At 61.1% G+C, this 10,472-nt stretch carries 11 protein-coding genes; 4 read left to right on the top strand and 7 right to left on the bottom strand.

Annotated features, from left to right (window positions below; genetic code table 11):
• On the top strand, nt 1-340 hold a 340-nt coding region (locus E5W87_RS27400; RefSeq protein ID WP_292404754.1), incomplete at its 5' end, for a DUF488 domain-containing protein.
• A gap of 41 nt (nt 341-381) precedes the next feature.
• Here the strand turns inward: E5W87_RS27400 and E5W87_RS27395 are convergent.
• The 5 genes from E5W87_RS27395 to E5W87_RS27375 form a co-directional block, all read right to left on the bottom strand.
• Nucleotides 382-1,449 carry an ABC transporter ATP-binding protein gene (locus tag E5W87_RS27395; RefSeq protein ID WP_292404751.1) on the bottom strand — a complete coding sequence of 356 codons (1,068 nt, stop codon included), beginning with the start codon at nt 1,447-1,449 and terminating at the stop codon, nt 382-384.
• 31 nt (nt 1,450-1,480) lie between these two features.
• A complete protein-coding gene (locus tag E5W87_RS27390; RefSeq protein ID WP_127314342.1) occupies nt 1,481-2,206 on the bottom strand; it encodes an SDR family oxidoreductase in 726 nt (241 codons plus the stop codon).
• Between the two features lie 62 nt (nt 2,207-2,268).
• Entirely contained in the window at nt 2,269-3,774 is a 1,506-nt protein-coding gene (locus E5W87_RS27385) for an extracellular solute-binding protein (protein WP_292404749.1), read from the bottom strand.
• A 59-nt stretch (nt 3,775-3,833) separates the two neighbouring features.
• Complete coding sequence (locus E5W87_RS27380; protein ID WP_292404748.1) at nt 3,834-4,706, bottom strand: carbohydrate ABC transporter permease; 873 nt, start codon at nt 4,704-4,706, stop codon at nt 3,834-3,836.
• A 1-nt stretch (nt 4,707) separates the two neighbouring features.
• On the bottom strand, nt 4,708-5,595 hold the full coding sequence (locus E5W87_RS27375; RefSeq protein WP_292404745.1) for a carbohydrate ABC transporter permease: 888 nt from the start codon (nt 5,593-5,595) through the stop codon (nt 4,708-4,710).
• Between the two features lie 155 nt (nt 5,596-5,750).
• Between E5W87_RS27375 and E5W87_RS27370 the strand changes: the two genes are divergently transcribed.
• Nucleotides 5,751-6,671, top strand: coding sequence for a sugar-binding transcriptional regulator (locus E5W87_RS27370; RefSeq protein WP_292404743.1), 921 nt, complete (start codon nt 5,751-5,753; stop codon nt 6,669-6,671).
• A 192-nt stretch (nt 6,672-6,863) separates the two neighbouring features.
• Here the strand turns inward: E5W87_RS27370 and E5W87_RS27365 are convergent, their stop codons facing one another.
• Together E5W87_RS27365 and E5W87_RS27360 are read right to left on the bottom strand one after the other, a co-directional pair.
• Nucleotides 6,864-7,673, bottom strand: coding sequence for an HAD-IIB family hydrolase (locus tag E5W87_RS27365; RefSeq protein WP_292404741.1), 810 nt, complete (start codon nt 7,671-7,673; stop codon nt 6,864-6,866).
• 4 nt (nt 7,674-7,677) lie between these two features.
• Nucleotides 7,678-9,006 (bottom strand): sn-glycerol-1-phosphate dehydrogenase, encoded by a 1,329-nt coding sequence (locus tag E5W87_RS27360; RefSeq protein WP_292404739.1) that lies wholly within the window; start codon nt 9,004-9,006, stop codon nt 7,678-7,680.
• 139 nt (nt 9,007-9,145) lie between these two features.
• On the opposite strand from E5W87_RS27360, the gene E5W87_RS27355 reads away from it, so the two are divergent.
• A complete protein-coding gene (locus tag E5W87_RS27355; RefSeq protein WP_292404737.1) occupies nt 9,146-10,129 on the top strand; it encodes a sugar-binding transcriptional regulator in 984 nt (327 codons plus the stop codon).
• 55 nt (nt 10,130-10,184) lie between these two features.
• A partial coding sequence (locus E5W87_RS27350) for an FGGY family carbohydrate kinase (protein WP_292404734.1) occupies nt 10,185-10,472 on the top strand: 288 nt, incomplete at its 3' end.

Genomic DNA, 10,472 nt, shown 5'->3' with positions numbered 1-10,472 from the left:
GGTCAAGCGCATCTACGAGCCGCCCTCGCCTAGCGATGGGCAGCGGGTGCTCATAGACCGCGTATGGCCGCGCGGCGTCCGCAAAGAAGACGCCGAGCTGACGCTATGGCTGAAGACCATCGCGCCAAGCGATGAATTGCGCAAATGGTTCGGCCACGAGCCGACGCGCTGGATGGAATTCCAGCAGCGATATCGCGACGAGCTCGACAGGAACGGGGACGCGGTCGGCCAGTTGCGCGCCCTGCTCGACAACGGCCGGCTGACGCTGCTCTACGGCGCCCAGGACGAGTTGCATAATAACGCGGTGGCTTTGGCTGACTATCTCAGCCTAAAGGGCTGAGGCAGCGCGCTGCCGGGTCACATCCACGCCTTCGAATCCCCTCAGGCGACACGCAGTTCCGTGGCCGCATCGAAGAGGTGCACCTTGCCCGGCAGTACCGAAAGATTGATCGCGGTGCCGGCGTTGCGGCGCTCGTCACGCGGCACCACGGCGACGGCGTCATATCCCGCCACACGCAAATGAATTTGGACGTCCGCACCGGTCGTTTCGGACAGCACGACCTCGCCCTTGATCTCCCCCGCATCCGAAATGCCGAGATCGTTTGGCCGGACACCCATGATGACCTTTTGGCCTGGCTTCGCCTTGATCTCCGGTGAGAGGCCGATCGACACGCCTTCGGCAACGAAGCGAGGACTGCCGCCCGCGGTCTCGACAGCGCCAGCGATGAAATTCATCGAAGGCGAGCCGATGAAATCAGCGACATATTTCGAGTTCGGGCGCTCGTAGACCTCGTCGGGCGTGCCGATCTGCATGATCCTTCCGGCGTGCATCAGCACGATCTTGTCAGCCATCGTCATCGCCTCGATCTGGTCATGGGTGACGTAGATCGTGGTCGTGCCGAGACGATTGTGGAGTTGGCGGATTTCCACGCGCATATGAGTGCGCAGCTTCGCGTCGAGATTGGAGAGCGGCTCGTCGAAAAGGAAGACGGCAGCATTCCGCACCATGGCGCGGCCCATGGCGACGCGCTGGCGCTGACCACCCGACAGTTCCTTGGGATAGCGCCCTAGGTAGGGCGTAAGATTCAGGATTTCCGCCGCCCATTCGACTTTCTTCCTAATCTCCGCCTTTGGCACTTTCGCCACTTCGAGACTGAAGCCGATATTGTCGAACACCTTCATGGTCGGATAGAGCGCGTAGTTCTGGAACACCATCGCGATGTCGCGATCGCGCGGGTGAACATCGTTGACCCGCCTGTCGCCGATCAACAGATCGCCGCTGCTCACGCGCTCGAGCCCTGCTGTCATGCGCAGGAGCGTGGTCTTTCCGCAGCCGGACGGCCCAAGAAGCACGACGAATTCGCGGTCGGCAATGCCGAAGGAGATGTCCTTCATCACCTCGACATGCCCGAAACTCTTGGCGATATTCTTATATTCTACGGTGGCCATTCTCTCTCTCCAGAAGCCCGGATTCGGGTCGTCAGTATTTCTGCCTGGTCGGCGTGATGACGATTTCCTGCACGAGGGCGTTCTGTGGCATCTGGTAGGTGTGCAGCATGAGGTCAGCGACATGCTCCGGCCCGATCCCGCCGCCGATCTTGAGCTTGTTGGCCTTGTAGTTGGCTAATGTCTGCGGATCGAGGACGCCGCTCAGAACTTCGGTTTCGATCACACCGGGCGAAAGCACGACCACGCGGACATCGTAATCGGAAAGATAGTCGCGCAGCGATTCCGATACGGCGTGAACGAAGAATTTCGTCCCGCAGTAAACGGTATGATCCGGATAGACCTTCCGGCCAGCGATCGAGCTCATCATGAACAGCGTCCCATGGCGGCGCTCCATCATCCCCGACATCACGGCATGGACCGAATTCAGCACGCCTTTCGTGTTGATATCGATCATCTCGTCCCATTCCTCGGGTGGCTGGCGGCCTATGTCGGCAAGACGCGCGATGCCGGCATTGGCGAATAGCATGTCGACCGGTCCGTATTCGGCCTCCGCCTCCTTCACGGCGGCTGCGATTGCGGCGCGGTCCCGGACATCGACCTGCCGGGCCATGCTGTCGGGCAGGTTTAGCGCCTCCATGCGCTCCAGACGGCGGGCCATCATCAGAACAGGGTGACCGGCGCGCGAAAACACCTTGGCGACCGCCTCGCCGATACCAGAACTGGCTCCTGTCACCGCTACAAGCTGTTTTCCAGCCATTGCTTTTCCTCTTGGGAATTGTCGATACCCAGGGTGGCGGCCAAGCCGCCACCCTGGAACACTCAGCCCTTGGCGACGAGATCGTCGACCTGGGTTTTCAGAGCATCGAGCGACTCCTTGGCCGAGCCCGACTGGCCGGCGAAGTATTTGCCCAGCGCAACCGGGATCATGTCGCTCGAGAGTTCTGCCCATGCCGGCAGGTCGGGCTCAGATCCCATGTAGTTGGCGATGGTGTCGCGCACGACCGGCAAATGGCGGGTCGTGCCGGCGCCGACACGCGCGTTGGCCAGCACGCGCGGATCGTCATAGACGCTGGTGCGCGTTGGGCCGGTACCGCCACCCAGAACGGTTATCAGCGCCTGGGTATCGGCCGAGGTCGCCCACTGCATGAAAATCCAGGCAGCGTCCGGGCTCTTCGAGTATTTCGACACCGCGAGCGAAGAACCGCCCTGGTGACCAACGCCAGGAATTTCGCCGTATCCGGTCTGTTCGACCGTGCGTAGCGTGGCGGCAGGTTTCGGCGGAACCATCGCTTCCATCAGACCGGAGACCTTGGAGGCATTGGGATCGTCGAAGAACGGGAAGAATTCGCCCCAGGACAGCATCGAGGCGGCGACGCCCTGGCCGACCGATTGGCCCTCGCCATCCCATGTCCAGCCGTCGACGCCGGGCGGCATCGTCGCCTTGAGCTTGTCCCAGTAGGCCATGGCGGCCAAGCCAGCTTCGTCATTGCCGGTGAATTTGCCGTCGGCGCCGAAAATCGAACCGCCATGGCCCCAAAGCCAGGCCGTCCAATCGCATTCGAGGCTGTAATGGCCCGATTTCATCTGGCCGCTGGTGCCGTACATGTTCGGGCCCTTGGCGTCGGTGATCGCCGCAGACGCCTGCAGCAAATCGTCCAGCGTAGCCGGAGGCGGCAGCTTGAGCTCGTCCCAGACGTCCTTGCGGTACTGCATGATGAAGATCGGGATGTCGTAGGGCACGCCGACCATCCTGTCCTCGTACATGGCGATACCGTCGACGAGCGGCTTCAGAAAGTCGTCGATGTTGTAGTTCGGCATTGCCAGATCGGCGTTCTTGAGCTGCTCGCGCGGATCGAAGACGTCCTGGCTGAAGCTCGCCGCCCAGCTCTGGTCGATATAGTAGAGGTCGTAGGTGCCGAGGCTCGACGCCACGTCGAGCGTCAGCTTCTGCAGCACCTGCTCGAGCGGCAGCACTTCGATCTCGACCTTGATGCCGGTAGCCTCCTCGAAATACTGCTTGAGCTGCGTGGCGATGGCATTCGACGGCGGCGTCGATTCCGTGGCGAGACGAAGCGTCGTTCCGGCAAACGGCTTGCCGACATCCGAGAGCCACTTGGTGACTTCGGCGCTGGGCTTTAGCTCCTGTTCCTGAGCCGATGCCTGGCTGATGCCGTAGAACGGACGTCGTCCCAAGCCCATGCCGAGCGCGCCAGCGCCGAGGCCGAGAATGCTTGCTGCGCGAAGAAACGAGCGCCGGTCCATCTGTCCGCGAACGAAGCGATCGGTGACAGAGGCAAGATGCGCCTTTCTGATGCTGTCTTTCATTGTCTACTCCTCCGGTTTAATTCGCGATTTTCACAAGGCTGCGAATTCGAGCCTCCCATCTATTGTTTCAACGATCCCATCGTGAGACCGCGCACGAGGTGCTTTTGAACCAACAGAATGAAGATGAAAGCGGGAATGATGGATGCTGCGCCAAGCGCGGCCATGTTGCCCCAGGCGGTGCCGATCGAGGTGACGAAAGTCGACGACACGACAGGCACGGTCTTGAGCGACGTGGTGGTCAGGGTCAGCGCAAAGAGGAATTCGGTCCAGCTGAAGATGAAGCAGAGCACCGCCGTGGCGGCGATGCCGCCCTTGGCCATCGGCAGCACGATCCGCCGGAAGATCATGAAGCGGCTGGCGCCATCGACGATCGCGCTCTCGTCGATCTCGGAGGGAATGTCGTCGAAGAAGCTCTTCATCAGGAGGACGGCGAGCGGCAGGTTCATCAGCGCGTGGATCAGCACCATGCCGGTATAGGTGTCGATGAGCCCGAAATTCTTGTAGATGAAGAACATCGGAACCGCGACCGCGACGGGCGGCATCATGCGCGTGGACAATACCCATCCGACGAAACTGTGCCGGCCGCGGAAGTTCATGCGGGACAGGGCATAGGCGGCAAGCGTGGCGATGACGACGGCGAGCAGGGTCGACAGCGTCGCGATCACGATCGAATCCCAGACGCGGGGTGCCATGTAGAAATTGCCGCCGCCCGGCGTCACGGTGATGCCGCCGCTGCCCAGCGAAATCCCGAACACCTTCTGGAAATTGTCGAAGGTCGGCGTAAAAGCGAATAGTTTCGGCGGCCGGTTGAAGATGTCATTGCCGTGTTTGAACGCCACCGACGTCCAATAGTAGATCGGAAAGAAGAAGACTGCGACCACAACCCAGGCGGCGATGGTGCGAAGCATGCGCGTCGAGAAGGAGCCGTTCATTTTACCATCTCACCTTCGCGATACGGATGAAGACGTTGGCAATGACGAGGATAATCACGAGGGTGACGAGGCTGAGCGTGGCTCCGTAGCCCCACTTTACGAAACTGAACGTCTGCTGCCATGCATAGAGAGACAGCGAATAGGTCGACGCTCCCGGCCCGCCGGACGTCATGACGAAGACGTAGTCGAAGACGCGGAAGAGATCGATGCCGCGGACCAGGACGGCGATCGCGATCACCTTCGACATCATCGGCAGGGTGATGCGCCGGAAAATCTGGAACGACGACGCGCCGTCGATCATCGCGGCCTCGTAAGGCTCCGGCGGCAGCGCCCTGAGACCGGCAAGAAAGATGAGGACCATGAACGGTGTCCACTGCCAGATTTCCGCGACGAGAACGCCGGCAAGCGCGGTCGATGCCGTGGCGAGGATGGGGTTGTTCGGATTGAGCAGCCCGATCGACTGCAGGAGATAGCTGATCACCCCGAACTGCGGATCCTCCATCAGCAGATACATCATGCCGACAATGGCCGGCGGGATGACGAGCGTCATCGTCAGCACGCCGCGCAGGAATCCGAAACCGAAGCCGTCGCTGTCCAGGAGCAGCGCGATCGCCATGCCGAGCACCAGTTCAAAGACCAGGGCGATGGCGAAATAGGTGAAGGTGATGACGAGCGACTGCCAGAAGCGCGTGTCGTTCCCGAGCTGCACCCAGTTTTCCGTACCGACGAATTCGAGCGCCCGCCTGCGCGGGACGAACTCGTGGAAGCTCAGCCAGATGTTGTAGATCAGGGGGTAAACGGTGAAGACAAGTAGGATTGCCACCAGCGGCGCCAGCCAGGGCAGCGGATGGTCCGAAATGACGAAACGTCTGGCTTGGGCAACCCGCACGCGTTCCTCCCGAACCGCTTCGTTTTGCGATGCACAAATGTTCATATCTTGTGCATTTGTTCAAATGCTATATCGTCACCATGTCCGTGGCAAGCACTTGTTGGCCGGCGACAGCGGCTTTCGGACGGGTGCGCCACCAGCATCGGAGGACCCTCATGACGTCGATCGGCCTCCTGGCACGGGTTGCCCATCAATATTTCGTGCTGGGTGAAACACAGCAGGCCATCGCCGAGCGGCTGCAGATCAACCGCACCAAGATCCACAGGCTGCTGGCCGAGGCGAAGGAGCGCGGCATCGTCTCGATCCGCATCAACGCCGGGACGTCCCAGGCGCTCGAAATGGAAGAACAGCTCAGGCGGAAGTACCGGCTCGACATATGCAGCGTCACGCCTGATGACACCGGGTCGGAGCTCGGGCTCTCCGAAGTGATCGGCATCTATGCCGCGCAGACCGTCGAGACGCTGCTCAGGGACGACATGACGGTCGCCATGGCATGGGGTCGAACCATGAGATGGCTCGCTTCCAACATCGAACCGGTGGCGCTCAGGAACGTTACCGTCGTGCCGCTTCTCGGCTCTCTGTCGCGCCGGTCGTCGATCGACAAATACGACGCCGCTGCCGTCTTTGCCCAGCGCACTCAGGCCGAATCCTATTATCTCCCTGGACCCATCATCTGCGACAGCCGCGAAAGCCGCGAGACGATCCTGCAGCAACCGAGCGCGCGTGAGGTTATCCAGAAGGCGCTGAACGCCGATCTTGCGCTGATGAGCGTCGGCGGCACAACCAGCTCGACGCTTCGGAGCGTCGGTTATATGACGGACGAGGAATTCGACGACGTCCTGAGAATGAAGCCGATAGGGAACTTTCTCGGTTATTTCTTCGACCGGAACGCCGAACTCATCGACCATCCCGTCAATGAACGCATTGTCGGGGTTTATCCTCTCGACACGCTGAACATTCCCAAACGCATCCTTGTTTCCGGCGGAAAGAACAAGGTCGGCATCATGGCCAAGCTCCTGGAAAAGGGCTTCTTCACCGGCCTCATCACCGACCAGGAGACGGGCAGTTCGCTTTGACATCCACCGGCCGGGATTGCGGTAGGTGCTGTGCGATGCTGCCTGGTGCATCGCGCCCGCTTTCATCTGAAAGCAGACTGGCATCTGAAAGCAGACTGCCGGCGGATCTTTCCTAAGCCGTCCCTGGTCCGGTTCCATCACCTGCAGAACATCCTTTGCGTCTTTTGCGGCCGCACACCTCGCGCCGGCCGATCAGACCACCCTCGACCTCCGGTTTGCCAAGATCATATCGGCAATCTCGACGAAGCCGCGGCCACCCCGCGACCTGGCGACGAAAGCGGGTTCGGCGTCGATGTGCCCCTGGAAATCCATCACATTCGCGACCCCGAACGAGTTCGGAAAGAACCCGAACATCGGGGCGTCGTTCGGGCTGTCCCCGACGAATGCGTAGGCCTGTCTTTCAGCATCGAGATCGGTTCCCAGCCTCTCGCTCGCAAAGCGGCGCGTCATCGACAGCTTGTCGTATCGGCCAAACCAGCCATTCACATGGATCGACGAAATCTTGGCGACAGCGCCGGCCTGCTCGAAAATCTGCTTGATGCGCCTGGCATCTGACATCGGCAGCGCCGGAACATCTTCGCAAAAGTCGATGGCCAGATCGGCTGCGCGATATTGCTGGTCAGCCGATACGGCCGAACCCGGTACTTCCTGGACAATGCGCTTTTCCAGTTCGGTGAGCCTGTGCCTGTTTTCCCGGCGTTCCTCAGCGCTCGCCGCGAAAACCCGGATCATCTTTCGCGTTGCCTGATCATAAGCGAAGTAAAAAGCGCCATTTTCGCCGACCACGCCGGTCACCGGCCAGAACCTGGCAATCATGTCGCACCAGCCTGCGGGTCTCCCGGTAATGGGAGCAACGACGAGGCCCGCCTCATGCAGGCGTTCGAGCGCACGGTAAGCATCGGCCGGAAGACGGCCCTCGGTAGTTAACGTGTCGTCGATATCGCAGAAGACGCCGCGAATGCGCGACGCAGATTCGGGTCCGAATTCGGCGAGATCGCGCATCCGGTCAGGCTTCCCCGCGAGCAAAATCCTCCAGCATTCCTGCATCCGCAGCAATGTCGAGGAAGGAGAAGCGATTGCGCATCTCCCGGCAATGAACGACGGCCTCGCGATAGAAATCGGCTGGTGTGCCCAATTCGGCCGCTGAAATCGGGCCGCCGGTAGATTTCAGCAGGCGTTGCATTTCGTCGACAGGCACCATGAATTGCTTGAGCTCCTGCCTGAGCGTCGGCCAGAACTCCTGCAGCCGCTCGTTGAATGCGGCGGCGGCAGTCTCGTCGAAGGCCTTCTTCTTCAGTTCGTCGAGACATTGTGCGGCGACAGCCGGCCCCATGCGGCGGATCATGTCGTCAGGATCGATCTTCGTCGCCTTCACCACCGGCGGCTTGTCGCTTGCAAGCATTGCTTGCTGCAGTCGCGCCATGGTGAGTGAAGCGACGCCGACCTGGGTGCCGTGGAGCGTACCGGGGTGACGCTCGCCGGCGAAGCAGTCGATGTAGTGCGATACCTGATGCTCGCCCATGGAACCGTGATTGGAGACACCGGTGAAGGAAATGCCGAGGCCGCAGAGCGTCAGAACGCGATAGAGATAGCCATTGGCCTCGATGTCGTGTTCGGCAAGCTTTGCCGCACGCTCGTTGAGCGCCGCCTCATCCTTTTCCTGGATGAGAAACGGTACCTGATGGTAGGCAGTGCCAAGCAGGCGGTGCGACATCCACCAGTCGATCTGGGCAACCGAGCGGCAAAGGCAGTCACCGAACCCCGCCGCCGAGAGATAGGTCGGGGCGGCAGCGGAGACGCCAAGATCGACGAAAAAGCCTGATGGCGCGTGGGAAGGGAGCGACACCTTCAGGCCGCTTTCAAGTGTGATGGACGCTGTCGTCGATGTGTAGCCGTTCATCGAACCGGCCGTCCCGAATACGCAGTAGCGCCGTTCATTCCTTCCGGTGACGAACTTGCAGAGATCGTTGATCGTACCGGAACCGACTGCGACCACGGCGTCCGCATCCGCGAGTTTGACAGCCAGGCTTTCGACGTTGGCCATGTCGGCATGTGGGTGATCCAATATCACGACATCGACAGGGCCGAGTGTCTTCAGTTCGCGCGCAACGCGCTCGCCTAGCGCATCATAGGTCGCGGCATCCGCAACGACCGTGAACCGCTCACCCAGGTCGAGCTCCGAAACGAGATCGGCCGCCCGCCCTTCGAGGCTTTCTTCGATAACAATCCGGTCATACGGGACCACGGCCTTTTTCCCGGTCTCCGGGCTGGTCCAGTTCCCGTCCAAAATGTCGTCGATTAAGATCGTCCAGGATCCGGCTGCCGGATTGGTCATGGCGTCCTCTTCTGGGGCAACGCTCTGATCGAGACGCAGGCGCGCTGCGTGATCGAACAATAGTCACCTATCACTGTCTTTTGTCAAGCTTCTGCCCGCAACGCTTGACTTCGTTCTGCAAACCTGCGGAAAAAGGGACATGAATGCCAACGCCGACATCGACGCGGTCCGACCATCTGGGCTCTCGGCACTGCCGTCCGAATTCGACAGCGCGGTGGCATGGGCTGCCTGGCTCTACTATGTCGATCAGCTCAACCAGAGCGATGTGGCGAAGGTCATGAACGTCTCCAGGGCGAGCGTGGTGCACTATCTGCAGGAGGCGCGAGAAAGCGGACTTGTTGCCGTGCAGGTCGACCACGACGCTTTTGCCCGCACCTTGACCTCGCGACGTCTCATGGAAAAATTCGGACTTCGCGGCGCGGCGGTTATCCCCGACCTCGATCCCAACGATGCCGACCGCCGCATCGGCGAAGCGGCAGGACGGTTGCTCGCGTCCATGGTCGCTCCGGGTGACACAATCGGCGTGGCCTGGGGAAAAACGGTGCTCGCTGCCGCCCGCTCGATCCCACGACTACGGCATGATCGAGACCTCACCGTCGTCCAGCTCTCGGGAAGCTCGATCGGCACCAGCGATTTCTCGCCGGAATTCTGTACCTCGCTGATGGCCAATCGGCTCGGCGCCCGCTGCATCAACCTGCTTGCTCCAGCGATCGTCTCTACCGAGGAACTGCACGACGAACTCATGCAGGAGCCGATGCTCGTCAACCAGTTCCGTATGATACGTGCGGCCGGCAAGGTCATTTTCGGGATCGGCGATATCGGGCCGGAGAGCACCTATGCCCGAGCCGGGATATCGGATGCCGCCGCACTTGCCGGCATGATCGAGCAGGGAGCGCTCGGGGTCATCATCGGGCGGTTCATCGACGCTCAAGGAGCCCCTTTCGCTACGCCGCTCGACGGACGCACCGTCGGCATCACGCTCGACGAACTGAAAGCGGTGCCCGTCCGCATCTGCGCGGCCGGTGGCGCCCGCAAGATGGGGGCGATCAGGGCTGGGCTCGGCGGCGGATACGCGACGCATTTTGTCACCGATATGGCTACCGCGAACATTCTCTTGGAATGACCAGCACTCGGAATGACCAGTACTCGGCGGAACTCATTGTCTCGGGAGGACAATCATGGGCAGCAGCGACGGACCTCTTGTCGTCGGCCTCGACAGTTCCACGCAATCCTGCAAGGCGATCGCCTGGAGCCGGGACGGACGAGCCGTGGCGGAAGGCCGCGCGCCCCTCGATCTGATGAAGCCGAGGCCCGACTATGTCGAGCAGGAGGTCACCGACTGGTGGCGGGCCGCGACGGCGGCGCTGAGACAGCTTGTCGGTGCGGTTGATGCGAAACGCATCGCCGGTATCGCGATTTCCAACCAGCGCGAGACCGTAGCCCTCATCGACGGCGCCGGCGAGCCG

Origin of the sequence: Mesorhizobium sp., from assembly GCF_004962925.1 — a bacterium.
Taxonomy (GTDB): Bacteria; Pseudomonadota; Alphaproteobacteria; order Rhizobiales; family Rhizobiaceae; genus Mesorhizobium.
This window is presented reverse-complemented; position numbering and strand designations above follow the sequence as displayed.